At 65.8% G+C, this 23,940-nt stretch carries 23 protein-coding genes; 16 read left to right on the top strand and 7 right to left on the bottom strand.

Annotated features, from left to right (window positions below):
• Positions 1 to 155 precede the first annotated feature (155 nt).
• Complete coding sequence (locus tag NP3_RS00960) at positions 156 to 1,706, top strand: AMP-binding protein (protein ID WP_063036754.1); 1,551 nt, start codon at positions 156 to 158, stop codon at positions 1,704 to 1,706.
• 69 nt (positions 1,707 to 1,775) lie between these two features.
• Here the strand turns inward: NP3_RS00960 and NP3_RS00955 are convergent, their stop codons facing one another.
• Positions 1,776 to 2,399, bottom strand: coding sequence for an antibiotic biosynthesis monooxygenase (locus tag NP3_RS00955; protein WP_063036752.1), 624 nt, complete (start codon positions 2,397 to 2,399; stop codon positions 1,776 to 1,778).
• A 246-nt stretch (positions 2,400 to 2,645) separates the two neighbouring features.
• On the opposite strand from NP3_RS00955, the gene NP3_RS00950 reads away from it, so the two are divergent.
• Positions 2,646 to 2,957, top strand: a complete 312-nt coding sequence (locus tag NP3_RS00950) for a hypothetical protein (protein WP_063036750.1) — start codon at positions 2,646 to 2,648, stop codon at positions 2,955 to 2,957.
• A 151-nt stretch (positions 2,958 to 3,108) separates the two neighbouring features.
• Here the strand turns inward: NP3_RS00950 and NP3_RS00945 are convergent, their stop codons facing one another.
• Positions 3,109 to 3,999, bottom strand: a complete 891-nt coding sequence (locus NP3_RS00945) for an alpha/beta fold hydrolase (protein ID WP_063036748.1) — start codon at positions 3,997 to 3,999, stop codon at positions 3,109 to 3,111.
• A 110-nt stretch (positions 4,000 to 4,109) separates the two neighbouring features.
• Between NP3_RS00945 and NP3_RS00940 the strand changes: the two genes are divergently transcribed.
• From NP3_RS00940 to NP3_RS00930, 3 genes are read left to right on the top strand one after another with little or no spacing between them, the layout of a single operon-like run.
• Entirely contained in the window at positions 4,110 to 4,544 is a 435-nt protein-coding gene (locus NP3_RS00940; RefSeq protein WP_063036746.1) for a universal stress protein, read from the top strand.
• 56 nt (positions 4,545 to 4,600) lie between these two features.
• Entirely contained in the window at positions 4,601 to 5,098 is a 498-nt protein-coding gene (locus NP3_RS00935; protein WP_063036744.1) for a DoxX family protein, read from the top strand.
• 42 nt (positions 5,099 to 5,140) lie between these two features.
• On the top strand, positions 5,141 to 5,992 hold the full coding sequence (locus NP3_RS00930) for a GNAT family N-acetyltransferase (RefSeq protein ID WP_063036742.1): 852 nt from the start codon (positions 5,141 to 5,143) through the stop codon (positions 5,990 to 5,992).
• On the opposite strand, the gene NP3_RS00925 is transcribed toward NP3_RS00930, so the two are convergent.
• The gene (locus NP3_RS00925) at positions 5,989 to 7,239 is read right to left on the bottom strand and encodes a KasA/KasB family beta-ketoacyl-ACP synthase (RefSeq protein ID WP_063036740.1); all 1,251 of its coding nucleotides are present in this window, start codon (positions 7,237 to 7,239) and stop codon (positions 5,989 to 5,991) included. The two genes, NP3_RS00930 and NP3_RS00925, sit on opposite strands and share 4 nt — an antisense overlap.
• 558 nt (positions 7,240 to 7,797) lie before the next feature.
• On the opposite strand from NP3_RS00925, the gene NP3_RS00920 reads away from it, so the two are divergent.
• Positions 7,798 to 8,409, top strand: a complete 612-nt coding sequence (locus NP3_RS00920) for a DUF8176 domain-containing protein (RefSeq protein WP_245720749.1) — start codon at positions 7,798 to 7,800, stop codon at positions 8,407 to 8,409.
• Between the two features lie 9 nt (positions 8,410 to 8,418).
• Here the strand turns inward: NP3_RS00920 and NP3_RS00915 are convergent, their stop codons facing one another.
• Positions 8,419 to 9,141: a uracil-DNA glycosylase gene (locus tag NP3_RS00915; protein ID WP_084507976.1), complete on the bottom strand. Its 723-nt coding sequence runs from the start codon at positions 9,139 to 9,141 to the stop codon at positions 8,419 to 8,421.
• A 19-nt stretch (positions 9,142 to 9,160) separates the two neighbouring features.
• Complete coding sequence (locus NP3_RS00910; protein ID WP_063036736.1) at positions 9,161 to 10,450, bottom strand: M20 metallopeptidase family protein; 1,290 nt, start codon at positions 10,448 to 10,450, stop codon at positions 9,161 to 9,163.
• A gap of 241 nt (positions 10,451 to 10,691) precedes the next feature.
• On the opposite strand from NP3_RS00910, the gene NP3_RS00905 reads away from it, so the two are divergent.
• From NP3_RS00905 to NP3_RS00875, 7 genes are all read left to right on the top strand, one after another.
• Entirely contained in the window at positions 10,692 to 11,135 is a 444-nt protein-coding gene (locus NP3_RS00905) for a GyrI-like domain-containing protein (protein ID WP_063036734.1), read from the top strand.
• The gene (locus NP3_RS00900; protein ID WP_063036732.1) at positions 11,132 to 11,566 is read left to right on the top strand and encodes an effector binding domain-containing protein; all 435 of its coding nucleotides are present in this window, start codon (positions 11,132 to 11,134) and stop codon (positions 11,564 to 11,566) included. The genes NP3_RS00905 and NP3_RS00900 overlap by 4 nt, the downstream gene beginning before the upstream one ends.
• Positions 11,567 to 11,822: 256 nt before the next feature.
• Positions 11,823 to 12,587 carry a hypothetical protein gene (locus tag NP3_RS00895; protein ID WP_063824608.1) on the top strand — a complete coding sequence of 255 codons (765 nt, stop codon included), beginning with the start codon at positions 11,823 to 11,825 and terminating at the stop codon, positions 12,585 to 12,587.
• Positions 12,584 to 14,731 (top strand): Rv1355c family protein, encoded by a 2,148-nt coding sequence (locus NP3_RS00890; protein ID WP_063036730.1) that lies wholly within the window; start codon positions 12,584 to 12,586, stop codon positions 14,729 to 14,731. Before NP3_RS00895 ends, NP3_RS00890 begins: the two co-directional genes overlap by 4 nt.
• A 67-nt stretch (positions 14,732 to 14,798) precedes the next feature.
• The gene (locus NP3_RS00885; protein WP_063036786.1) at positions 14,799 to 16,616 is read left to right on the top strand and encodes a putative bifunctional diguanylate cyclase/phosphodiesterase; all 1,818 of its coding nucleotides are present in this window, start codon (positions 14,799 to 14,801) and stop codon (positions 16,614 to 16,616) included.
• A gap of 184 nt (positions 16,617 to 16,800) precedes the next feature.
• Entirely contained in the window at positions 16,801 to 17,928 is a 1,128-nt protein-coding gene (locus tag NP3_RS00880; protein WP_063036728.1) for a glycosyltransferase, read from the top strand.
• 103 nt (positions 17,929 to 18,031) lie between these two features.
• Positions 18,032 to 18,910 (top strand): SDR family oxidoreductase, encoded by an 879-nt coding sequence (locus tag NP3_RS00875; protein WP_063036726.1) that lies wholly within the window; start codon positions 18,032 to 18,034, stop codon positions 18,908 to 18,910.
• Here NP3_RS00875 and soxR read toward each other — a convergent pair.
• Complete coding sequence (gene soxR, locus NP3_RS00870; RefSeq protein WP_040695381.1) at positions 18,879 to 19,364, bottom strand: redox-sensitive transcriptional activator SoxR; 486 nt, start codon at positions 19,362 to 19,364, stop codon at positions 18,879 to 18,881. The two genes, NP3_RS00875 and soxR, sit on opposite strands and share 32 nt — an antisense overlap.
• A 109-nt stretch (positions 19,365 to 19,473) precedes the next feature.
• On the opposite strand from soxR, the gene arcA reads away from it, so the two are divergent.
• Entirely contained in the window at positions 19,474 to 20,772 is a 1,299-nt protein-coding gene (arcA, locus tag NP3_RS00865) for an arginine deiminase (RefSeq protein WP_245720748.1), read from the top strand.
• Positions 20,773 to 20,779: 7 nt separating this feature from the next.
• A complete protein-coding gene (locus tag NP3_RS00860; protein WP_063036724.1) occupies positions 20,780 to 21,139 on the top strand; it encodes a GntR family transcriptional regulator in 360 nt (119 codons plus the stop codon).
• A 3-nt stretch (positions 21,140 to 21,142) separates the two neighbouring features.
• Here the strand turns inward: NP3_RS00860 and NP3_RS00855 are convergent, their stop codons facing one another.
• Positions 21,143 to 22,744 carry a dolichyl-phosphate-mannose--protein mannosyltransferase gene (locus tag NP3_RS00855; protein WP_063036721.1) on the bottom strand — a complete coding sequence of 534 codons (1,602 nt, stop codon included), beginning with the start codon at positions 22,742 to 22,744 and terminating at the stop codon, positions 21,143 to 21,145.
• 299 nt (positions 22,745 to 23,043) lie between these two features.
• Between NP3_RS00855 and rsmI the strand changes: the two genes are divergently transcribed.
• Positions 23,044 to 23,901, top strand: a complete 858-nt coding sequence (gene rsmI / locus NP3_RS00850) for a 16S rRNA (cytidine(1402)-2'-O)-methyltransferase (RefSeq protein ID WP_084507974.1) — start codon at positions 23,044 to 23,046, stop codon at positions 23,899 to 23,901.
• Positions 23,902 to 23,940: the final 39 nt, after the last annotated feature.

The following is a 23,940-nucleotide window of genomic DNA, read 5'->3' as shown; positions in this document are numbered from 1 at the left end:
CGGCTTCGAACTCGAAATCATCCGGCCCAGTCATAGCATATGAGTATCAGCGACCTTGGTGTCTGTCAACGCTCGGTCGCCGTTGTCGCCGAGGTCCTCGGCGTTCCGGCGCGCTGAGCAACGCTTGCCGATGTCGCACCTGACAGAATGCGCGCATGAACGATGGTTCCTCGGCTGCCTCGACGATCAGCTGCGGTGCACGGGTGCGCGCTCAGTCGGAGGCGCATCATCGCGCTGGGTGTCTTGCCTCGGCGTTCGTTGCGGCGGGAATCACGCGCGGTGATCGCGTCGCGGTGATGTTGCGGAACGACATCGAGTTTCTCGAAGTCTCTCTTGCGGTTGCTGCCTGTGGGGCCAATCCCGTTCCTGTCAATACCGGCTGGCGGGCCGCCGAGGTTGCCCATGTCCTCGAAGACAGCGGTGCTCGCGTCGTTCTCGCGCATACCGAGTTCATCGGCACCATCGAGAAGGCTTGTGAGACAGCCGGGGCGGGTCCGATGATTGTCGAGGTCGCTATGCCGATCGAACTGCTCGAGGAAGCTGGGCTCAACTCGGCGTTGGCGCAGCCCACCGGTCGGCACAGGTCTGTTGAGCAGTGGATCCGGGATCATCCCGAACCACTCGGTTATCTCGATGGCGCGATTGCGGATTCGATGGGGCTCATCTACACATCGGGCACCACGGGAACGCCGAAAGGTGTTCTCCGCGAACGTATGACGCCGCATCAGCTGTTGTCCATCGCGGGTGGTACGGCCAAACGGATGGGATTGGCTCCGGGTGGGCAGATGTTGGTGGCTGGGCCGCTGTATCACACCAGTCCCAATGCGGTGGCGGTGTTGGCGCTGCGGATGGGGACCAACATTACGATCATGCCGCGTTGGGATGCGCAGCGATTTCTGCGGCTTGTCGAGGAGCGTCGGATTACGCAGGCCAAGGTGGTGCCGACGATGCTGTCGCGGCTGTTGTCCCTGCCCGCCGAAATCGCTTGTCGTTACGACGTTTCCAGTCTGACGCACCTCATCCATTCCGCGGCGCCGTGTCCGCCCGCCGTCAAACGCGCCGCGATCGACTGGTTCGGTGATGCGGTGATCGAGTTCTATGGCTGCACCGAGGCGGGCACCGTTACCTGGATCGGCGCCGCGGAATGGCTCGAACATCCGGGCAGCGTCGGCCGTGGTGCCGACGGTTCCGATGTCGTTGTCGCTACCGAGGATGGAAGACCGTTGCCGCCGAACGAGATCGGGAATGTGTTCGTTCGTGGTGCCGACTACTGGCCCGATTTCCGCTACCTCGACCGCGACGCACAAGCGACCAGCCCCGTCCCCGGCTTCCTCGATGTCGGTGACACCGGGTACCTCGACGACGACGGCTATCTCTACCTCACGGGGCGCTCCAGCGAGATCATCATCTCGGGAGGCGTCAATATCTACCCTGCCGAGATCGAGGCCGCTATCGCTGCTCTCGATGGGGTAGAGGACGTTGCCGTATTCGGCGTCCCGGATGCGGGCGATTTGGGAGAAGCGGTCGCGGCGCATGTTGTCGCGCGATCCGGGGCGACACTTACCGACAGTGGAATTCGTGCGGGTCTCGCCGACCGGATTGCTCGCTACAAGATTCCGGCCCACGTGCGTGTGGTCGCGGCTTTGCCGCGGGACGAATCGGGCAAAGTGTACAAACGCGAACTCCGGGCGCTCTACGGAGCTTGATGCCCAGGGCAACGGTGTAGCGCCGACGGCTCCCGACCGATCATTCGGCCGGGAGCCGCGGCCGTGCGTTTACACCAATTCGGGGACGCGGAGGTGGGCGATGGCCAACTCGCACTCGCACATGTCGACTACCTGCATACCGGCTTGGCGGGTGATTCGCTCGCGCAGGGCGGTTGCGTCTTCGCGGTTGCGTTCCATGGCGTCGGCGGTATCGAAGGTGACGCAGGAGACGCCGCGGCCGGATGCGCGCTCGACCAAGAGGCTCGCGCTGCAGAACCCCTCGAGGGATTCCATTTCGGGTAGGGCTTGGGATTTGTAGGTCTCGATCGCGGCGTCCTGTCGATCCGGGTTCGTCTTGATCCAGACAACGCGGGCGCAGGCGCCCTGCTGTGCGCGGTGGTCACGATGTAGGGCGGCGATTTCCCATTGCTCGATCTGGGTGCCGCCGCCGCCGAATGCCGCGGCCGCGCGATCTCGAATGGGGCGAACCCGGTCGGCGCTGCGGGTCATCGCTTCCTCGGTTTCCCATGAGGTAGTTACGATGCACCGGCCGGACTGGCGATCGACCAGCAACGATAGTCCGACACAGCCGCGTATGTCTTCCAAAGCCGGCATTACCTCGTCACGTACGTGCGCAATCCCGGCGTCGATAGCGGAGGGTTGCGCCTGAATGGTGGTAGAACGTGCGTACACGAGCGACTCCCTCGGTGTTCAGGGCAGCGCCCCGGTGGCGCCACCGACATGTTCACACTGCCCCGCTGCGGCGCTCATGGCAATAGGTCCAGCACACTTCGCGCAACGTATATTCATTGGCGGAGACCGCCGATGCGGCTTCCGGAGTTTGCGATAGCTGGTTGCGGGGTAATTCCGGCGCTGAACGAATTCCAGGCAATCGGCAGCCGAGGCAGCCAGTGAACCTGTCCGGCAAGAGGAATTATTATGTGGGACAAGCAGTTCGGCCACATCACCACCCATCCGCGACCCGAGAGCGACGAATGGGACAGCGACGCAGTCGCTTTCGCTGAGATCGCGGATAACCTGGTTCGAAGTCTGCTCGATACCGGACTGCAGCTCAACAAGATCGGTATCGAATTCGACAGGGAGCCGGTCGCATCCGCGCAGGCGGATCGGACCCGCGATGCGATCAGCGACATCATCGACGACCTCGACCGCATCATCCGTGATGCCGGTCGGGCCGTTATCGCGGTGACTTCGACGCTGCCGAGGACGGGTGTCTCGCGGTACAGATGAACCAAGCCGGAACTCGGCTGGTATTCGACGGCGTCCAGCCGATCCGGCTCGACCGTCGCAGCAGGTTGACGGCCGCCGTCGCCGCGTACCCCGCCATGTCGCCAACCGTCGCATTATCCAGGCATGGGTGTGAAAGCCGAAGTGGCATGGGCTACTTCGTGTCTGCCGCGAGTCCGATCAGGCGGGCACGGACGAGTTCGGGGCGTTCGTCCGCGACGAAATGTCCACAGCCGGTTACCGGTTCGAAGGTGTAGTCGTCGGCGCCGCGGGCGGTTTCGGCGGCGGCGAGGGAGCGGTGCACAGCGGGGTCGTCGACGCCGAAGAGGACGCGGATCGGGATGGTGATACGGCGGCGTTCGGGATGACGTGCGGCATCCGGGATTTCGCGCAGCCAGAAGGTGCGGTAGGTGTCGGTGGCGGCGCGGGCGCAGACCGGATCACGGAAGCGGTCGGCGAAGGTGCGGATCACCTCGGGGCTGACCGTGCTGCGGTCGGTGATCGCCCCGCTGATGAGCCATTCGAGGAAGCGGGTGCGCTGCTGTAGCGGCACGCCCACCGTGGCGACCAGCGGCTGGTAGGTGAGGAAGCGCCAGATCTGTCGCAGGACCGTCGTCGGCGGTACCCACGGATGGGCCATATTCAGCACCAGGTAGCCGTCGAAGCGGTCGGGTTCGCGCAGCACCATGCGATAGCCGATGTAGCCGCCCCAGTCGTGGCCGACGAGCAGCAACCGTTCCAGTCCGAGCGCATCGAGGAGTGCAAACACATCGGAGGCGACTTCCTCCTTCGACCAACGGTGCGGCGCGGGACCCGACCAGCCGTATCCGGGCAGGTCGGGGGCGATGATCCGGAGTCCATCGGGCGGGTCGGCGAGGAGATCTCGGTAGGCGTAGTGGTGCTGTGGCCAGCCGTGCAGCAGCACGACCGGGCGACCGTCTTCGGGCCCGGATTCGGTGACGTGGAACCGGACATCGCGAGCTGTCACGAACGAACGGCGCACCCCGGGTATGAATGGCGGTTCGGTACCGTCGGTAACAGGCATACGCTCACGATAGTTCGCCCACCGTCTGCCGAACCACCTTCTGGAGTCGGATTCGGGCCACCGCCTGTGGTCGGATAGCGCGTCGCCGGACCGACGATCACACTGGAGGTGTGTTCCAGCGGATCGTGGTGGGATACGACGACTCACCCGGCGCCAGGGAAGCGCTGTGGATGGCGCTCGAGCTGGCTGCCGCGAACAAGTCCGTGCTCACCGTGGTCGCGGTGGAGGAGCATCGTCCGCGGTATGGGCCGGTGATCGGGGAGATCGAGGAAGAACTCTCGGTCGAGGAGGTGACCACCCGTCGCTGGCTCGCCGCTGCTGCCGAGGCGGCCGCCGCACGTGGCGTCGCTATCGCGGCCGAAATCCGTGCCGGGCACCCCGCGCATGAGCTCGCCGTCGCCGCCACACACCACGAGGCGGATCTGCTGGTGCTCGGCCGCAGTGGACATTCGGCGATCTGGGGCCGATTCATCGGCGCGACCGCCGAGAAGGCCGCCCGGCACGCCGACTGCTCGGTCCTCATTGCTCAGGACGGCCACAAGTGAATCCGAATGTGTCCGGCGCGCAAGGTATTACGGTCTTGCGGGCGGAGGCGTAGCGTATGTCCCAGCTCAGTACCTGGTCGGCTCGACTGGCCACGACGAACGCACCGGCGTCGGTTGTCCTGATCCGCCTGTTCGTCGGTGTGATTTTCCTATCCGAAGGCATCCAGAAGTTCGTCTATCCCGATACCCTCGGCGTCGGCCGATTCGACAAGGTCGGCATCCCGGCTCCCGGATTCGTCGCACCGCTCGACGGTGTCTTCGAAACCGCCTGCGGGGCCTTGATCCTCGTCGGGCTGCTGACACGGGCCGCGGCAGTCCCGATGATCGTCGACATGATCGGTGCGCTGCTGATTACCAAACTGCCACTGCTCTGGGGCGATGCGGCACTGTTCCCGGGCAAGTCCGGATGGTGGGCCTTCCTGCACGAGTCCCGCACTGATCTCGCGCAACTGTGTGGGAGCGCATTCCTGCTCATTGTCGGTGCCGGAACACTTTCCTTGGACGCCGAGCTCGTTCGTGGCAGAAAGCGACACGCCGAACCCGCCCGGCGGTAAAACCAGGTGAATCCGGTGCTCCCGACAAGGTAGGAATGCCTCATGCCGACTGAATTCGCCCCGGGTTTGTTCGCCGGACAGGACCTCGCCGCGCGGGTCGAGCATGCCGAGCGCACGCTGATCGAGGAGGGCGCTTGCGCGGCCGCCCGCCGCGACCCACAGCAGCGAGTGCTGGTGCGCCCCATCGGCGGCGGGCTCGCGGTGTGGGCTGGCCCGGGTTCACCGCTCGACAAGGTGGTCGGCATCGGCATGAACGGCACTGCCTTCGATGACGCCGAGCTGGACGCGGTCGAACAAGCCTTCGCCGAGCGGGAGGCACCGGTCCAGGTCGAGGTCTCCACGCTGGCCGATCCGGCTGTTGTCGAACGCCTGACGCGCCGCGGCTACGTGCTGTTCGGTTTCGAGAACGTGTTGGGCCTGCGGCTCGAGCCGGGGCGACAGGCGCAGCTGGCCGAGAGCATCGAGATCCGCGATGTCGGGCACGACGCATTCGAGACCTGGGTGAATGTCGTCGTCGACGGCTTCGCCACGCCGGACACCCAGGGTGTCGCCTCGCACGAGGAATTCCCGCGCGAGGCTATCGAACGGGCCGAGCGGGACCTCACCGCGACGAGCGGTTTCGTCGGCTCGCTCGCCATGATCGACGGCAAGCCCGCTGGCGGCGCGAGCCTGCGCCTCAGCGACGGCGTAGCCCAATTATGCGGTGCGGCAACCCTTCCCGAATTCCGCCGCCGCGGCGTGCAGGGCGCACTGCTATCGATGCGCCTGGCCGCCGCGGCGGCCGCGGGTTGTGACCTCGCGGTGGTTACGACACTGCCGGGTTCGAAGTCGCAGCAGAACGTGCAGAAGCTCGGATTCCAGCTGCTCTACCCGCGTGCCGTTCTCGTCCGCTAGTACCGGCCGAAGGCGAGCGCGACATTGTGTCCGCCGAAACCGAACGAGTTGTTGATCGCGTACTCGATCTCCTGGTTGCGCGCCTCGCCGTGCACCACATCCAGATCGATTTCGGGATCGAGGTTGTCCAGGTTCAGGGTCGGCGGCACGACGCCGTCGCGGATGCTGAGCACGGTCAGGATCGATTCCAGTGCGCCCACCGCGCCGATCGAATGTCCGAGTGCCGACTTCGGCGCGTACACCGAAGCATGGTTGCCCACGGCCTTGTTGATCGCGTTCGCCTCGGCGGTGTCGCCGATAGGGGTCGCGGTCGCGTGCGCGTTGATGTGGGTGATGTCCTTCGGGGTGAGACCTGCGAGCTGCATGGCCCGGGTCATCGCGCGTGCCGCGCCATCGCCATCGGGGGCGGGAGCGACCAAATGGTAACCGTCGGAGGTGATTCCGGCACCGAGCAGGCGCGCGTGGATGGTCGCGCCACGAGCCTTGGCGTGCTCCTCGGTCTCGAGGACCATCAGCGCACCGGCCTCGCCGAAGACGAAACCGTCGCGATCCTTGTCGAACGGACGCGAGGCGCCCTTCGGGTCGTCGTTGCGGGTACTCATCGCGCGCATCATGGTGAAGGCCGCGATCGGGAGTACATCGATGTATCCCTCGACGCCGCCGGTGACGACCATATCGGCGTCACCCATCGCAATCATGCGCCACGCGTTGACAATTGCCTCGGACCCGGACGAGCACGCCGAGACCGGCGTGATCACGCCTGCCTTGGCCTTCAATTCGAGACCGACGACCGCCGACGGGCCGTTCGGCATGATCATCTGCACGGCTAGTGGCGAAATCTTGCGGTAGCCACCGTTCTTCAGCTTGTTGTTCGCATCGGTGATCGCATCGGCGCCGCCGAGCCCGGTACCGATCGCCACACCGAGCCGCTCGGGATCCACCTCCGGACTGCCCGCATTGCGCCACACCTCGCGTCCGAGGACCGTCGCGAGCTGTTCGACATAAGCCATTCGGCGCTGTTCGACCCGCGTGAGCAGGGTTTCCGGGCGAACCTTCAGGTGACCGCCGATGCGGACGGGGAGGTCGTACTCCTCGACGAAGGGATCCTCCAGCACGTCGATCCCGCTCTCGCCGTTGAGGAGTCCCTTCCAGGTCGCGTCGACATCACCCGCGATGGAGGTGGTCGCCGCGAGACTCGTCACGACGACATTCGGGAATCGCCCGTCGGCAGCAAAGAGGTTTCGCACGAGAGTCGCTCCTGGTTTCTCTTCCGATAACGCGGTTTTCGGTGTCCTGGCGAGTGCCTTAGCTGAAGTGGACAGGCGTTCGACAGGCTACGGCGGCCGGACCTCGTTGTCGTGCGGCATCGTCGCAGGCGATCTACTATGCCGCCGCATGCACCGAAATGCACTGCTGAGCTGGTATTTTCGCTGGACATCGTTCCCGGAAGAGCATACCGGCGCGGATTGATCACGGTATGCCCGTCGTTACGAACCTTCGGCCCGGCGCTTGTGGGAAACCTCCAAAGTCGCAGGAACCGCGTTCATCCGCGGGCCATCCTGGCGTAGCTTGCTGGTCCATTGACCGGTTCTCTCCGGCCCATTCTGTCGCCTTACCGGCGCATCTATGCAATCTTGTTATTGCACAACGGCATTGAAAGGGTCGCCCCAGCGGCACCGGTGAAGGGGTGTGGCGAGAGCATGGTGTCGTCGAACACAGCCGAGTCCGGCGGCAAGACCGCCGCGCAGAGTTCACCCACCCCGCCGGCTCCGCCGGCTGCCATCCCCCGGGACGTCAGCAGGCGTGTGAGTCGCTCGGCCGATCCGCTGTGGCCGGGCATGCTCCCGCCCGGACCCGCACCACGGGTCCTCCCGCCGACGCTCCCACACCGCCGGAAGCGGCGTCCGCCGCGTCGGCCCTGGCTGGTCGGCAGTGCCGCGATCTTCGGGACGCTGGCGGCGGTGGCATTGGTGCTCGTGTACACGGCCGAGGCGAGCAATACCCGGCAGTCGACGGCCACGATCACCGATCGGGTGCTCGGCGGCGGACCGAACTGCGACCCGACGCGCACCGAACAGCTGGTGCGCGGCAACGGAACCGGGTCGACCGAATCCGGTCCGGATGTGATCCTGGCCTTCCAATATGCCTACTACGTGACCCGCTCGGCCTCCGATGCCCGGGCACTGACCACAGCGGATGCGGCGGTGTCCTCGGTCGCATTGATCGATGCGGGCATCAAATCGATTCCGCCCGGCACCCAGCACTGCGTCATGATCACCCCGATGCTCGACGGTCGCTTCGACGTCGTCATCACCGAGTTCCGACTAGATGCGACGGTGCGCACGTATCGACAGTTCGTCACCGTCACGCCCCACGAGGGCAGCACCGTCATTACCAAGATCACCGCGCCGTCCTGAGTCTTCCGCTCAACTCCGGTGGCCGGGAAGACCCGCGGCGGTCGCCGCAGCGGCCAGCACTGTTTCGAGCATGTCGGGAGTGAGCCGACCGGTGAAGGTGTTCTGCTGGCTGACGTGGTAGCAGCCGAACAGGTGCAGCGGCGCACGTTCATCGACGGTCGGCGGCAGCACAACGTGAGCGCCGTGCCCGAATTTGGGTCGCGGACGCGGCACGGTCCAGCCCGCGGCGGCAAGTACTGGAAGCAGTGCCTGCCAGCCGAACGCGCCGAGTACGACCACTGCCCGCAATGTCGGTGTGAGCAGGCCCAATTCGGTCTTCAGCCAGTGACTGCAGCGGTCCCGCTCGTCCGGTGTCGGCTTATTGTCGGGCGGCGCGCAGTGCACCGGCGCGGTGACCCGAGCACCGATCAGCCGCAGTCCGTCATCGCGGTGCACCGCGGTAGGTTGGTTGGTCAGCCCGACGTTGTACATGGCGGCGTAGAGGAAGTCCCCACTGCGGTCGCCGGTGAACATTCGCCCGGTCCTGTTGCCGCCGTGGGCGGCCGGGGCGAGCCCGACGATCAGCAGCCGGGCGTCGTCCGGACCGTAGCCGGGAACCGCCCTGCCCCAATAGGTTTCGTCACGGTACGCGGCACGCTTTTCCCTGGCCGCCCGTTCCCGCCAGGCGACCAGCCGCGGGCAGGCGAAGCAGTCCGCGACCGCGGCATCGAGTTCGGCGATGGTCTCGCACACGATCACATGGTGCCGCAGGTCATTTCGGCGCGAGCAAGCCGGTCAGATGGTCATGGGCGACGTGTGCGTGCAGTCGCAGACCGGTCACCAGCGGGCCGTCGTCGGCGTAGAAGTGCGGATTGTGATTCATCGCCATACCCCGGCCACCCGGAATCGGCACGGGCATACCCGTTTTCGGGTCGATTTCCGAATCCTGCACACCGAGGGTCACATAGAGACCACCGTACTTGTTGACGAATTCGGAGACATCGTCATAGCCGAGCGTCGGGATCGTCGGGGTGACCTTATCGGCCCCGGCGACGCGCTGGAATGTCGGCAGCGCGGCGGTGATCCACTCCTCGGTGTTGTGCACGGCGGGCACGTCCTGCAGGTATTCGACTGTCGCCGAACAGTTGTAGGCCTGCGCCGAATGCGCGGCGAGGGTGTCCAGGCGCTTCTGGATATCGCCCATATCGGTCTCGACCGCGCAGCGGACAGTGCCCCACAGCGTCACGGTCTGCCCGATGATATTGAACCGGCCCACATCCTGCACGTGGCCGATACTGACGGTAAACGGATCGAATGCGCTGACCTGCCGGTACAACTGGCCGATGCCGGTGATGACGGCGCCCGCGGCGGGCATCGGGTCCACGCCCATCCACGGTGTGGACCCGTGTACCTGCTGTCCTGTGATGGTGATCTTCGCCAGACAGGAGGCGCCGAACTGATTGCCGATCCGATATCCGATGTAGCCCTTGGGATATGGCGTGACATGGAAGCCGAACGCCATGGTCGGCGATGGATCGTCGAGCGCGCCCTCGTCGATCATCTGCTTCGCGCCGCCCTTTTCGTCGACCGGCGGCCCCTCCTCGGCGGGTTGGAAGACGAAGAGCACCGTTCCCGGCAGGCGGTCGCGCACGTCGGTCAGCACCGAGGCGGCACCCATCAGCATCGCGGTGTGGCAGTCGTGGCCGCAGGCGTGCGAGACCGGGAACGGTCCGCCGGGATAGTCGTTGTCCACGACCTTCGATGCGAAATCGACACCGCACAGGTCGGGTACCGGCAGCGCGTCGATATCGGCGCGCAGCGCGATCGTCCGGTCGCCGCGCATACCGCCGCGCAGCACACCGACGATGCCGTGTCCGGCGATGCCGGTGCGCACCTCGTCCAGATTCAGCGAGCGCAGATGATCGGCGATGAGTGCGGCGGTATTCGACTCCCGGTTGGACAGCTCGGGATGCCGGTGCAGATGGTGCCGCCACTGGACGACCTGATCGGCCACTTGTGCCGCGCGCCTGTCCAATTCGTCATAGATCGCGCCTGCAGTCATCTGAACTCCGTTCGTTGTGTCGGGATGCCACCCGCTCAGCGATAGACGAAGCGATCAAGTCCACTATGCATCGATAGCCACTGGTTTGCGTGCAGGTCGCACGACCAGTTCGAGGCGGCGGTGAGGTGTGCATAACGACCCGGACATGTGAGCCGGACCACGCGGTCGAGTTGATAGCATGGCCTTTCTGGCCGACCGGATGCGGGCAACGCCCCCGGGTTCACCTCGAAAGAGTCTTTCCATGCAGTTTGAAATCGTCGAGCGAGACGAAACGTGGGTTGCCGGGCTCCCGGTGCGCAGCCCGAAACGTGCGCTCGGGGAACTGCGGGACCACGACCTCGAGGCCGCGTGGGCGGCGGTGCTGCATCAGGAGCTCGGCGGCCAACTGGCCAGCGCCTACACCGACTACTCCGGTGAACTCGGCACCTACAACACCCAGATCGTCGGCTATGAGTGCGCATCCTTCGGCGAGGTCACCCGCGGCCACCTGGTGGCGCGGCTGCCGCGCGGCACCTATGCCAGGTTCTCCTCGGTCGGTAACTTTCCGCAGGTGATGACGGACCTGTGGACGCAGATCGCCTATGCCGAGGAACACAACCAGATAAAACGCACCTACACCGGCGATTTCGAGTGTTATCCGCACGCCTACAAGATCGATCTCTACCTGGCGGTCGAGGCGCGATGACATACGCGATCGTGGTGCGCCGCGAGGCCATCTACGGCGGTCTGGTGGTGCCGCGGGTACGTCCGAGCTTCAAGGTCAGCAATAGCGACCTGATCGAATTCCTGAAGGATCGGCTGCGTGACCGCGCGGGCGACGACCAGCCGATGTACACGGTGTATGTGCCGGATCCGGCCGGAAACTACAACGCCGTCGTGTGTTTCGAGTACTCCGATCCGAGTGCGGTTCCGGTCGGTGACGTACTCGTCAAGGTGCCCAAGGGTGTCTACGCTCGGTTCGAGCCGAACGGGGATTACCACGATCCGGTCGAGGACGTGTGGGCCCAGGTCGACGATGCGACGGCATCCGCCGAGATCACCCGTGCGTACCGCGAGGAAATCGAGATCTGGCGCGGGCCGGAGTCGGTCGAACTGTTCATCTCCATCCTGGTTTGAGATTGCTGTACATTAGCTGCGTCAGTACCGACTGGTCTCCACGATCTATTCGATGGCATGTTCGAGTGGTCTGACCTGCGGTAATTTCGGGGCAGACCATCAGTTTTCGGAAGATTAACCAGATATCTGGTCAATTCTTGTCGTATGACGGATACTGCCCTAGGCAAACTCAACCGATCGGCGAGTCGTCTGGCGAGTCGGTCAGGCCGGCTCGATGACCGTGCAGATGTGCGGTAGCAAACGGAGTAGGAACACCATGACTGTCGAAACAATCGCAGTCGGCCCGGGGGGCACGCGCGATGCCGAGGTGTTGCGGTTTCGCGACATGCATTCCGGATATGTCTTTCATGTCGCCACTCCGCAGGCTCATCCCGATCTGTGGCGCCGTTATCTGCGCGGTGCGCTGCAGGTTTACCGGCATTACGGTGTTGATCACGCTTTGGAATACGACAGCGTTGTCGACGGCCGTTCGACGTCGTTGTTCTTCGCCGCTGTCGATCCGTCCGGCGCGGTCGTCGCGGGGTTGCGGGCGCAGGGGTCCTGCGGTGCGGCCGACGAAGTGCACGCACTGCGCGCTTGGGCCGGTCGACCCGGCGCCGCCGAATTGCGCGCCATGGTTGCCGATCGGATACCAGAGGGTGTGGTCGAGGTGAAGGCCGTCTGGGTTTCCCGCACAGCTGAGCATCGGGCCGCGCTCGCCGCGGCGGTCTCCCGCTGTGTCGTGCACGCCGCCCGGCTGCTCGATGCCAGGTTCGGGTTCGTCACGACTGCCACGCGAAATGTCGGTCTGTACCGCACGAGTGGTGGGTATGTCGCCGATCGGATACCGGCGGTGCCTTATCCTGACGACCGCTATCGGACCATTCCGATGTGGTGGGATGCCCGGACATATCGGTCATTAGCCACCAAATTGCAGAGTTCGTTGACCGCGCTGGAGCATGCGGCACTCGATGCCTGGCTGTCGCCACATGGTCGAGCGCCCTCGGGTGGATCAGGGATCGGAGGATTGGCGCAGGCATGAACGGTGAGCTCACCGCGGACCACCGCCCGCTGATTCTCGATGAAAATGCCACAGATGACGCACGGATCCTCGTGCAATTACGGAAATCGCCGCAGGTGCGCATTCTCGATCTGCGTGATGTGCTGCGCGCCGAACTCGCCAAGGTGCGTCGGCCGCCTGCGGATCTCGGCGGGCCGGAAACGGACCGATGGGTCTATTACCCGTGGCGGCGCACGCTCGTCGGATTGCCCGGTGAAAAGACATTTCGGGCAATTCGCTTGGACCGCAACCAGAACAAGCTCACCCGCGCCGAACAGGAACGTTGCGCCGGTCTCGCGATCGGGGTGGTCGGACAGAGCGTCGGGCACGCGGTCGCTTACACATTGGCACTGGAAGGCACCTGTGGCCTACTGCGCCTGGCCGATTTCGACGACATCGAGTTGTCGAATCTGAATCGGGTGCCCGGTGGGATCTTCGATATCGGTGTGAACAAATCCATCGTGACCGCGCGCCGGATCGCCGAACTCGATCCGTATCTGCCGGTCGAGGTCGCCACCGCGGGCGTGGACGAGCACACCGTCGACGCATTCCTGCACGGGTTGTCGCTGGTCGTCGAGGAATGCGATTCGCTCGATATCAAATTCGCCGTCCGGGAAGGCGCACGCCGACACCGCCTTCCGCTGTTGATGGATACCAGCGATCGCGGCCTGCTCGATGTCGAGCGCTATGACCTGGAACCCGGCCGTCCGACGTTCCACGGTCTGCTCGGCGCGACCGTCGGGGCGGATCTGCGCGGGTTGTCCACCAAAGACAAGGCGCCGCATGTCATGCGGATTCTCGACCCGAAGGAGCTATCCGCGCGGATGGCCGCGAGTCTGGTCGAGATCGACGAAACCGTGACGACCTGGCCGCAACTCGGCGGTGACGTACAGCTGGGCGCGGCCATCGTGGCGGCGGCGGTGCGCCGGGTCGGGCTCGGGCAGAAGCTGTCCTCGGGCCGGACCCGGTTCGATCTGGAGCGTGGTCTCGACGAGCTGGCCGAACCGGAGCCGGTGTGCGAGAAGGTGTCCGACGAATTTCCGGTGCCCGACGGCGGTGTACCAAATCCGGTCGGGTCCGCCGTCGAGAAGGTCCTCGAATCCGCGCAGCGGGCGCCGTCGGGCGGCAATACCCAACCGTGGAACCTGCGCGTCGATGGCGACGAGCTACGCATCGATCTCGTCCGAACCCGCTCGTCCGCAATGGATATCGGGTATCGCGCCAGCGCGGTATCGATCGGCGCGGCGCTCTACAACGCCCGCGCCGCGGCCGCCGCGCACGGCATACTCGGCGCGCACGAGTTCATCGAGAACAACTCCACCCCATTTGCCGCGGTGCTACATCTCGGCAACGGCACCGATTCCGCACTGGCCGCGGACTATCCGGCCACGCTGACCAGGGAGACGAACCGACACCTCGGCGCGGGCGCGCCGCTGGCCGATCATGTCCTGCCTGCCCTGGACGCGGCCGCCACCGATGCGGCGCTCCATGCCATCACCGCACCCGATGAGCTCGCCGCCGCGGCCGCGCTGCTCGGAGAATCCGATCGCATTCGCTATCTGACCCCGCGCCTGCATCAGGAGATGTTCGGCGAACTGCGCTGGCCCGGCGAGGATCCGCGCACCGGGATCGATATCCGGAGTATGGAATTGGCCGCCGACGAGCAGGCCAAAATCCGGATCGGGGAGCGCTCGGATGTCATGGATCGGCTGCGCGAATGGTCCGGCGGGACCGCGCTCGGCGAGTACAGCCGCGATCGCGTGCTGTCGAGTTCGGCGCTGGTCGCGATAACTTTTCCGCGTCGATCCGGAGCAGAGTCGATATCACTTGCCGACTACGCGCGCGGCGGCGCGGCCGTGCAGCGGGTCTGGATCGCGGCGCAACGGCTCGGTCTTGCGGTGCAACCGGTCTCGCCCCTGTTCCTTTATGCGCGGCACCCCGACGAGCTGAAAGGGATTTCACCGGATTTCGCGGATACACTTACGACACTTCAGGGCCGTTTCCTGGACCTGCTGGGAGTGCCTGGGCATGAGATCATGGCATTGGTGCTTCGCCTGAGCTATGCGGCAGCAGCCACGGTCCGCAGCAGGCGGCTTCCAGTGCCGGGCGCGGGCAACCGCAGCTAGCGCGATCGGAGATAGGGTGCCTCGGCGAACGCTCGACTCATTGGTGACCCAGGTCGCCTCCGAGTTGATGGGCGTCGACGCCACAACGATGGTGGCGGCGAGTGAGCGCGTGCTGGCCAGGCTGGTCGAGCATTTCGATGTCGACTTCAGCTACCTACGCCATACCGATAGAGAGCAGCGGGCGACCGTGCTCATCGCGGAGTGGCCGCACCGTGGTGACATACCGGATCCGGACCCGCTGAAGATCGTGCATTTCGAGCACGCCGACTCGGTATTCCGGGAATTGGAACACGCCACCGAGCCGATCATTGTGCGGCCGTCCCAGCAATCCGCCGATTATCAGGAGACGATCCGGCGTTCGTCGGGTATTCCGCAGGTCGCGATGGCCGCGGTGCCGCTGTTGTCGCGCGGCGAGTCGACCGGCGTGCTGGGATTCATCAAGCAGGGCGATCGTGACTGGAGCACCCGGGAACTGAACGTGCTCAAGGCGATCGCCGCACTCTTCGCCCAGTTGCAGGCGCGCGTGGTGGCCGAGGAACGATTGCGATATATCGCCCTGCACGACGATCTGACCGGGTTGGCGAACCGGCGGGCGCTGCTCGAGCATATGGAGGAGCGGCTCAGACAGGGCAGCCCCGGCCCGGTGGCCGCCTTCTTCCTCGATCTCGACCGGCTCAAAGCGCTCAACGATTTTCTCGGACATACCGCGGGGGACAACTTCATTCGCACGCTCTCCTCGCGACTGCGGGAGAATCTCGATCCCAATGACATGATCGCCCGACTCGGTGGCGACGAATTCGTCATCGTACCGGCCAAGCCGATGGATGCGGTGGCGGCCGAATTGGAGGCGACGCGGATTCAGCAGCTCATCGGACGGCGGGTGACCGTCGGCGGGGAATCGGTCAGCCGCGGCGCCAGCGTCGGTGTCGCGGTGGGTATTCCGGGGGAGACCACGGTCGCGGATGTGCTGCGCCGGGCCGACCACGCGCTGCTGTCGGCGAAATCGGGCGGCGGCAACGGTGTCGCGGTCTTCACCGACGCCATGCGCGCGCAGTTCGAACTGCAAGACGATGTGGAGTTGAATCTGCGTGGTGCGGTCTCGGACGGCTCGCTGCTGCTGCACTATCAGCCCGAGGTCGATCTGCGCACCGGCCGGGTGGTTGCGCTCGAGGCGCTGGTGCGCTGGTTGCATCCGACCAGGGGCTTGCTGCCGCCCGGTGCGTTCGTCACTGTTGCCGAGGCCACCAACCTCGCGGGTGAACTGGGGCGCTGGGTGATCCGTTCGGCCTGTGCGCAATTCGCCGAATGGCGCAGGCGGGGGTTGGCGGCGAATGTGGTGATGCGGATCAATGTTTCGCCGGTTCAGCTGGTCAGCCTGGATTTCGTGGAGCGAATCGAGGACATGCTGCGGCTGTTCGGGATCGATGGCAGTTCGGTCTGCCTGGAGATCACCGAACATGTGGTCGTGCAGGATCTGGCGCGCACCCAGGTCACGCTGCGCGGACTCAAGCGAATGGGCGTGCAGATCGCCATCGATGATTTCGGCACCGGATACAGCTCGCTGTCGCATCTGAAGGCGCTTCCGGTCGACGCGGTGAAGATCGACCGTGGCTTCGTGCAGCGCCTCGGCGCGAGCACCGACGATCTGGCGATCGTGAAATCCATTATCGGGTTGGCTGGGTCGTTCGGGCTCGGTGTCGTCGGGGAAGGCGTCGAGACGCCGGTGGCCGCGCGGACTCTGGTCGGGCTGGGTTGCTATCGGGCGCAAGGATTTCTGATCGCGCGGCCGATGCCCGCCGATGAGGTCGAGGCGCATCTGGCCGTCGGGCGCATTCCGCTGGATCTCGATCTGCCCAGGGCGGGCCGGGGTACCACGCGCGCGTAACCGGCATATTCGGTCCGTGGCCGCTGATCGAAACGCTCCGGCCATGACCAGGAGGCGTAGCGGCCGGTCCCGCGTATCGGACTGCTGCGCCGTCGCACTCGTTAGCAGGGTCTTTCACGGGTGTTCATGCGGTGTTGGGCGCACCGGTCCCGGGGGGAACCCGATTCGCTGCACGATCGGCGATGTGCGCATCGTGCAGCTGGCGAACTTCTATGGTCCGCGGTCGGGTGGGCTGCGCACCGCTTTGCACCACCTGGGCGAGGGGTACGTGGCCGCCGGGCACGAGGTCGTGCTGATCGTGCCCGGACCGCGCCGGGCCGAGGAGATCCTGCCGACCGGTGCGGTGCGGATCACTTTGCCCGCATTGGCGATTCCAGGAACCGGCGGTTATCGGGCGGCGGATCCGCGCCGGGTGGCCGATGTGCTGGCCGGATTGCGGCCGGACGTGCTCGAGGTTTCGGACCGGCTGACGCTGCGGGGGTTCGGACGCTGGGCCCGCACCCGCGACGTGGCGAGCGTAATGATCTCGCACGAGCGCCTGGACCGACTGCTCGGCCAGGTCATGCCCGGCTCAGTGGCTCGCCGGTGCGCCGATATCGCCAATCGGCGCACCGCGGACGACTACGACATCGTGGTCTGCACAACGGAATTCGCGCGCGCGGAGTTCCTGCGCATCGACGCGCCCAATGTCGAACTGGTGCCGCTCGGGGTGGATCTGGAGCTGTTCAGCCCGCGTCGCCGCGACTACCGCCTGCGCGCCGATCTCGGCGTGCCGGGGCATCCGCTGCTTGTGCACTGCGGCAGATTGTCGGTGGAGAAGCGGGTGGATCGCAGCATCGAAGCCATCGGCGCCCTGCGTAAGGCGGGTGTCGAGGCGCGGCTGGTCGTCGCGGGGGAGGGGCCGCGGCGCGAAGCCCTGGAGCGTCGGGCCCGTTCTCTGCCGCCGCTGACCGGCGGTCTGCCCGCGGTGCACTTCACCGGATTCATCACCGACCGGGCAATGGTGGCGAAACTACTGGCCACCGCCGATGTTTCGCTGGCACCGGGACCACACGAAACCTTCGGGCTCGCCGCGCTCGAGGCATTGGCCGCAGGTACGCCGGTCGTAGCCAGCCGATCCTCGGCGCTCGCCGATATCGTCACCGACGAATGCGGCGCGGTCGCCGCCGATCGCCCATCCGCCTTCGCCCAAGCCGTCACCGATGTGCTCGCGATGCCCACCGCCGGGCGTCGGAAGGCGGCACGCAGCCGGGCCGAGCAGTTCACCTGGCCGCGGGCGGTGGCAGGGATGCTTGCGGTGCTCGGGCGGTAACCCGCCGTCCCGATTCGAACTCCGCGACCCGCTTCGGCCGGATGGACGTCGGAAGGTGACCGTTGCCGCGTACCCTGCGTGCAACCGATTGGGGATATTCGAGATGGGATCCGGTGTGCTTGGGTTTGGGCGCAGGAAGACAGTGCGGGATGCGAAGGTGCTGGTCACCGGGGCGGCGAGCGGGATAGGCCGGGCGACCGCCGTGGCGTCCGCGGCCGGGGGCGCCGAATTGGTGCTGACCGATATCAACGCCGAGGGCCTCGAGGATACGGTTCGCACCATCAAGGAGGCGGGCGGCACCGTGCTCGCCGCGCGTGCCCTGGATATCACCGACTACGACGCGGTCACCGCCTTTGCCACCGACGTGCACGCCGAATTCGGCAGCCTCGATATCGTCATGAATATCGCGGGCACCTCCACCTGGGGCACCGTCGAGAATCTCGAGCACCGGCATTGGCGCAAGATGGTGGACGTCAACCTGATGGGCCCTATCCATGTGATCGAGAACTTCGTGCCGCCGATGGTCCGCGCGAAACGCGGTGGGGCACTGGTGAATGTCTCCTCGGCGGCCGGAATCCTCGCGCTGCCGTGGCACGCCGCCTACAGCGCGGGCAAATTCGGCATCCGCGGTGTCTCCGAGGTGCTGCGATTCGACTTACGGCACCACGACATCTCGGTACATCTGGTTGTGCCCGGCGCGGTGAACACACCGTTGGTGCAGAGCGTCGAGCTGGTCGGCGTGGACAAGGAAAACCCGAGGATAAAGCGACTCACCACCGCGTTCACCAAGCATGCCGCATCGCCGGAACATGTTGCGGCGTCGATCCTGCGGGGTATCGAGCGCAATCGGTTCCTCGTCTACACCTCCTTCGATATCCGCTTCGGCTATTGGTGGGCGCGCAAATTCGCCTACCCCTACCAATTCGTGATTCGCCGCGCCAGCGATCGGTTCAACAGGCTGCTGGCTTCGATGGGCAGTTGAGCGTCACATCGAGCACGCGGGCGCCCGGCCCCTGTTCGCCGAGGCGGTCGTGTTCGTTGACCAGTCGGCAGCTGCCGAGCGACAGGCAACCGCAGCCGATGCAGCCGGTCAGGTTGTCGCGCAGGCGAGTCAGCTGGGTGATGCGGTCGTCGAGGTCGGCCTGCCACGCGGTGGACAGGGTCTCCCAGTCGCGCCGGGTCGGAGTGCGGCCTTCCGGGAGCTTGTCCAGCGCGGCGCGGATTTCGCTCAACGGAATGCCGACCCGCTGGGAGATGCGGATGAAGGCGACGCGGCGCAGCGTTTCGCGGGCGTATCTGCGTTGATTTCCACTCGTGCGACGACTCGAAATGAGACCCTCGCGTTCGTAGAAGTGCAACGCGGAGACCGCTACTCCGCTACGCTCGGACAGCTGCCCGGGGGTCAGCTCCTTCGCTCGCCAATCGGTTGTCGACATCACGCTCCTCCATTCACCTAAACAATACTTCAGGTTAGGGTGTGCTGGGGTCGGAATCGGAGACACCCAATTGCGTGCTCTTACGCCTTCGGCGAACTACGGTCGGATCATGGGAGCAGACGCGGTGCGGGCGGGGCACGATGGCGGTGCGGACGATGAGTTGGACGGTGTCGGCGATCCGGACGGTCGGCTGGCGGTCAGCTCGGAGGTCGGGACCCTGCGCACGGTGCTGCTGCACCGGCCAGGCGACGAATTGCGGCGGCTGACCCCGCGCAATAACGATCAATTGCTCTTCGACGGCATTCCCTGGGTCGAGCGGGCCCAGCAGGAGCACGACATCTTCTCCGGGGTGCTGCGCGAACGCGGCGTCGAGGTGCTGCTACTCGCCGATCTGCTCGCCGAAACTCTCTCGGTCAGCGGGGCGGCCCGCATCCAGGGCATCTCCGGCGCCGTCGACGCACGCAAACTCGGACACATGCTGGCCGACGAGCTCGCGGCCTTCCTGCGCGGCGTCCGGGCCAGGGATCTGGCCAACATCCTGATGGCCGGGATGACCTTCGACGAACTGCCCTTCGAGGGGGACAACACCTCGCTGGTGCGGCGCATGCACCACGGTGCGGATTTCGTCATCGATCCGCTGCCGAATCTGCTGTTCACCAGGGATTCGTCATTCTGGGTCGGTCCGAGGGTGGCGATCACCTCACTCGCCCTGCCCGCTCGGATGCGCGAGACCTCGCTGACCGATCTCATCTACGCATTCCATCCGCGCTTCCTCGGCGTGCGGCGGGCCTACGAATCGCATACCGCGCCGATCGAGGGCGGTGATGTGTTGTTGCTCGCGCCCGGCGTGGTCGCGGTCGGGGTCGGCGAGCGTACCTCACCCGCTGGCGCGGAAGCGTTGGCGCGCAGTCTGTTCGACGACGATCTGGCCCACACCGTGCTGGTCGTCCCGATCGCCCAGAGTCGCGCGACCATGCACCTGGACACGGTCTGCACCATGGTCGATACCGATGCCGTCGTGATGTATCCGGCGGTCCGGGATTCACTGTGCGCGTTCACGATTCATCGCGAGGACGATTACGGCGGACGTAACGACCAGGCGAGGGTGAGCATGCGCGGCCCCGATCCGTTCCTGCCCGCCGCCGCGGATGCGATGGGCATCGGCAAGCTGCGGGTCATCGATACCGGGCTCGATGTGGTCACCGCTGAACGCGAGCAGTGGGACGACGGCAACAACACGCTGGCGCTCGCGCCGGGCGTGGTCGTGGCATACGAGCGCAACGATATGACCAATGCGCGGCTCGAGGACGCGGGCATCGAGGTGCTGCGCATTCCTGGCTCCGAATTGGGTTCCGGCCGCGGCGGACCGCGGTGCATGTCCTGCCCGCTGTCCCGAGATGACGTGTGAGCGTGCGATGTTCACCATTACCGTGACCCATGATTCGTCGATTCCGCCCTACGAGCAGCTGCGGCTGGGTGTCATCGCGCAGGTGCGCTCAGGGGAGTTGACGGCGGGAACGAAGATCCCGACGGTGCGAGCGCTGGCCGCGCAACTCGGGCTGGCGCCGAATACCGTCGCTCGTGCCTATCGGGAACTCGAGGCCGATGGGGTCGTCGAAACCCGGGGCAGGCAAGGATCTTTCATCGCGTCCTCGGGTGACCCGACCAAGGATCTGGCAGGGCGCGCCGCGATCGAATACGTCGCCACCATCAGACGGCTCGGTCTCGATGACGAGGCGGCCCTGAAGTACGTCAGAGCGGCTCTGGAGAGTTAGTCCTCAGCGCCAACTGGGCAGCCAGAGATGGTCGTGCCAGTTGCCGGGCGTAATCGGCAGCGCGGTCAGAATCGGCCAGAGCCAGATGAAATTGGCGATCACCAGGCCGAGGTAGATGCAGACCGCGAGCAGTCCGAGGCTGCGCCGTTCACTGGGGACCGCGGGCAGATAGGTGCCCGCCGGACTTCGCGGTATGTGCACCGAGCGGGCGGGGCCGAGAATATCGCCGCACACCAGTGCGATCCCCATCACCAGGAACGGGGCCAGCGGCACGGCGTAGAAGTAGTACATCTGCCGATCGAGGGTGAAGAACCAGGGAATGAGTCCGGCGCCGTATCCGGTGAGCACCGCCGCATAGCGCCAGTCCCGACGGACCACAGTGCGCCACAGCATCCAGCCCAGCACCGGGAATGCGATCCACCAGATCGCCGGGGTGCCGATCAGCATCACGGCCTTGACGCACTGGGTTTGACCGCACCCGGTGACACCGCTGTCGGCGTAGTAGTAGAGCATCGGCCGCAGCCCCATCGGCCAGGTCCACGGCTTGGATTCCCAGGGGTGATGGTTACCTGCCGAATTGGTCAGGCCCTCGTGGAACCGCAGCGTTTCGCCGCTGTAATACCACAGCGAGCGCAGCGCGCTCGGCAGCCACGACCACGGACCGTCGCGACCGACCTGATTGCCGACCGCATACCGGAAGACACCGTCCTCACTGGCGAACCAGGCCCAGTAACTGGCCAGATACACCCCGAGCGGAATCAGCACCAACGAGTACAGCGCGGGCCCGACATCGCGCACGGCCGTGCCGACCCAGGGCCGCCGCACACCGTAGGCGCGCCGCGCGGACATGTCGAAATAGACGCTCATGAGTCCGAACGCGATGATGAAGTACATCCCGGACCACTTTGTGCCGCAGGACAGTCCGAGCAGTACACCGGCGCCGAAGCGCCACCAGCGCACGCCGAGTCGCGGACCCCATTCGCTCGCATCGATCCGACCCTCGTAGTCCGCCTTGGCGATTCGGGCGCGCACCTCGTCGCGGTCCACGATCAGACCGCCGAATGCGGCGGTGACCAGCACCGCCATGAAGATGTCGAGCATGCCGATGCGAGAGGAGACGAAGGTGAGTCCGTCGGCGATCAGCAGAATGCCCGCGATCGCGCCCACCATGGTGGACCGCGCCAACCGGCGCACGATCCGGATGACCAGCAGCACCAGGATGGTGCCCGCCAGCGCCGCACTGAATCGCCAACCCCAGCCGTTGTAGCCGAACATCCACTCGCCCACCGCGATCAGCTGTTTGCCGATCGGGGGATGCACCACCAACCCGTATGCGGGATTGTCCTCGACGCCACCGCCGGTGAGGATCTGCCAGGCCTGTGGCGCGTAATGCTTCTCGTCGAAGACCGGGGTGTAGGCGTCGGTCGGATAGTCCAGCAGGATGAACCGCGTCAACGCCGCGATCGCGGTGAGTACCGCGGTGACCACCCACCCCTGGAGCTTGTCGAGCGGCCCGAAGTCGGGCGATGGACGCAGGGGCGCGGGGCTCGACCAAGAGGGCACGGCCCCGGCTACGGTCGCGCGCTGGTCGGTCACCTGGGTCACGCCCCGATCGTATGCTGTTCGAGCCACCGTGACCCGCACCGGTGAGCGCGCCGCCGCGCGAATCACACCCTGAGCAGCGGGCCAGATGTTGCGAGATGAGTATCCACGTCGGCGTGATCACCCAGCACCGGATTCGTTTTCCTATGGTGAGAGAATCTTTCTCCAGCGAAGGTCGCGACTGATTTCGTGAGGGCATGGGTAACTCATCGGGTGCGCCCAGAACTCGTCGCGCACCCAACCGCCGGTCCGGCCAAGTGCGTTGACGACCGGCAAAAGGCCCGGGGAGGCGGAGGAGCGTGGTGGCGGACCAAGTGGGGCGATTGGTGCTCGCGGCGACGCCGATGGGCGAGATCGGCGACGCCTCACAGCGGCTACGCGAGGCGCTCGGATCCGCCGAGATCATCGCGGCCGAGGACACCCGGCGCACCCGCTCCCTCGCCAAGGCACTGCAGGTGGAGATCACCGGGCGGGTCCTGCGGTTCGACGACCACGTGGAGTCCGCCAAGATTCCGGCGCTGCTCGATGAGATCGAAGGCGGCAGCACGGTGCTGCTGGTGACCGATGCGGGCATGCCCTCGGTGAGCGATCCGGGTTATCGCATGGTGGTGGCCTGTGTCGAGCGTCAGCTGCCGGTCACCTGCCTGCCGGGACCGTCGGCGGTGACCACCGCACTGGCACTGTCCGCGCTCCCGGTGGAACGCTTCTGTTTCGACGGATTCGCGCCGCGCAAATCCGGCCAGCGTCGAGAGTGGTTGCGCACCTTGCTCACCGAGCCGCGCGCCTGCGTATTCTTCGAGGCACCGCACCGGCTCGCCGACTGTCTGGCCGACGCGGTCGAGGTGCTCGGTCCGGACCGGCGGGCCGCGGTCTGCCGGGAACTGACCAAGACATACGAGGAGGTCGTCCGCGGCACCCTCGGCGAACTAGCCGCCTGGGCGGTCGATGGGGCGCGCGGTGAGATCACCGTCGTCCTCGCGGGCGCCCAACCCGTCGCCGCCGATCCCGCCGATCTGGTCGACGAGGTCGAATCGCTGACCGCCGAAGGTATTCGCCTCAAGGACGCCTGCGCCCAGGTGGCCGCCGAGGCCGGAGTTTCCCGCCGCGAACTGTACGACGCGGTGCTGACCGCGCGCCGCAACGGCGGTGACAGTTCCTAGCGCGACTCGCCATCGCCGACACTCCCGGGCGGCCGGATG

It is taken from the genome of Nocardia pseudovaccinii NBRC 100343, assembly GCF_001613225.1.
Taxonomy (GTDB): domain Bacteria; phylum Actinomycetota; class Actinomycetes; order Mycobacteriales; family Mycobacteriaceae; genus Nocardia; species Nocardia pseudovaccinii.
The sequence above is the reverse complement of the archived record's forward strand: the minus strand, read 5'-3'. Positions and strand labels throughout refer to the sequence as shown.

What these genes read in the sequence shown, in the direction of transcription:
- NP3_RS00885 (WP_063036786.1), top strand. Translation starts at nt 14,799, where the DNA reads ATGGGCGTCGACGCCACAACGATGGTGGCGGCGAGTGAGCGCGTGCTG.
- NP3_RS00950 (WP_063036750.1), top strand. Translation starts at nt 2,646, where the DNA reads ATGTGGGACAAGCAGTTCGGCCACATCACCACCCATCCGCGACCCGAG.
- NP3_RS00935 (WP_063036744.1), top strand. Translation starts at nt 4,601, where the DNA reads ATGTCCCAGCTCAGTACCTGGTCGGCTCGACTGGCCACGACGAACGCA.
- arcA (WP_245720748.1), top strand. Translation starts at nt 19,474, where the DNA reads ATGGGAGCAGACGCGGTGCGGGCGGGGCACGATGGCGGTGCGGACGAT.
- NP3_RS00930 (WP_063036742.1), top strand. Translation starts at nt 5,141, where the DNA reads ATGCCGACTGAATTCGCCCCGGGTTTGTTCGCCGGACAGGACCTCGCC.
- NP3_RS00895 (WP_063824608.1), top strand. Translation starts at nt 11,823, where the DNA reads ATGACTGTCGAAACAATCGCAGTCGGCCCGGGGGGCACGCGCGATGCC.
- NP3_RS00960 (WP_063036754.1), top strand. Translation starts at nt 156, where the DNA reads ATGAACGATGGTTCCTCGGCTGCCTCGACGATCAGCTGCGGTGCACGG.
- NP3_RS00875 (WP_063036726.1), top strand. Translation starts at nt 18,032, where the DNA reads ATGGGATCCGGTGTGCTTGGGTTTGGGCGCAGGAAGACAGTGCGGGAT.
- NP3_RS00910 (WP_063036736.1), bottom strand. Translation starts at nt 10,450, where the DNA reads ATGACTGCAGGCGCGATCTATGACGAATTGGACAGGCGCGCGGCACAA.
- NP3_RS00945 (WP_063036748.1), bottom strand. Translation starts at nt 3,999, where the DNA reads ATGCCTGTTACCGACGGTACCGAACCGCCATTCATACCCGGGGTGCGC.
- NP3_RS00900 (WP_063036732.1), top strand. Translation starts at nt 11,132, where the DNA reads ATGACATACGCGATCGTGGTGCGCCGCGAGGCCATCTACGGCGGTCTG.
- soxR (WP_040695381.1), bottom strand. Translation starts at nt 19,364, where the DNA reads ATGTCGACAACCGATTGGCGAGCGAAGGAGCTGACCCCCGGGCAGCTG.
- NP3_RS00890 (WP_063036730.1), top strand. Translation starts at nt 12,584, where the DNA reads ATGAACGGTGAGCTCACCGCGGACCACCGCCCGCTGATTCTCGATGAA.
- NP3_RS00905 (WP_063036734.1), top strand. Translation starts at nt 10,692, where the DNA reads ATGCAGTTTGAAATCGTCGAGCGAGACGAAACGTGGGTTGCCGGGCTC.
- NP3_RS00860 (WP_063036724.1), top strand. Translation starts at nt 20,780, where the DNA reads ATGTTCACCATTACCGTGACCCATGATTCGTCGATTCCGCCCTACGAG.